General features: G+C 42.2%; 1 protein-coding gene and 1 pseudogene. Both read left to right on the top strand.

Annotated features, from left to right (window positions below):
- Positions 1 to 153 (top strand): annotated as a pseudogene (locus R7Q11_RS28305) (lipopolysaccharide heptosyltransferase II); the annotation flags it as partial.
- On the top strand, positions 147 to 567 hold a 421-nt coding region (locus R7Q11_RS28300; RefSeq protein WP_308412275.1), incomplete at its 3' end, for a glycosyltransferase N-terminal domain-containing protein. The pseudogene R7Q11_RS28305 and the gene R7Q11_RS28300, both read left to right, overlap by 7 nt.

Raw genomic sequence — 567 nt, 5'->3', positions numbered from 1 at the left:
AAAGTTGAAATGGTTCATACCGATATCGACTGCCGACCATGTTTCAAGCGTGAGTGCCAATACCAACATTTGAAATGCTTGACTGAGCTATCGCCAAAACAAGTCCTAGATAGCATCCAGAAGCTCGAAGCCATTGCGACTAGTTCATGTTAATTCGAATTATTTATACGGCACTGTTAGCGCTTGCCTCACCATTTCTTTTATTGGGCTTATATAAAAGCAAACCCAATAAACCCAAATTTGGTGGGCGATGGAAAGAACACTTTGGAATAACTCCACAGTTAAAAACACATCAGCGTCCAATTTGGATTCATGCTGTTTCTGTAGGCGAAAGCATCGCGGCAACACCTCTAATCAAGGAACTCAAACAGCAATATCCAGAGCAACCTATCGTTGTCACAACAACCACGAGCACTGGTGCGGAACAAATAGCTAAGTTGGGTGATTTAGTTGAACACCGCTATATGCCAATAGACTTTGGCTTTGCTGTAAAAAGCTTCCTAAAGGCAATACAGCCAAAGAAAATGCTGATTATAGAGACAGAACTGTGGCCAAATACGCTCAACG

This window comes from Vibrio sp. 970, assembly GCF_033339075.1.
The sequence above is the reverse complement of the archived record's forward strand: the minus strand, read 5'-3'. Positions and strand labels throughout refer to the sequence as shown.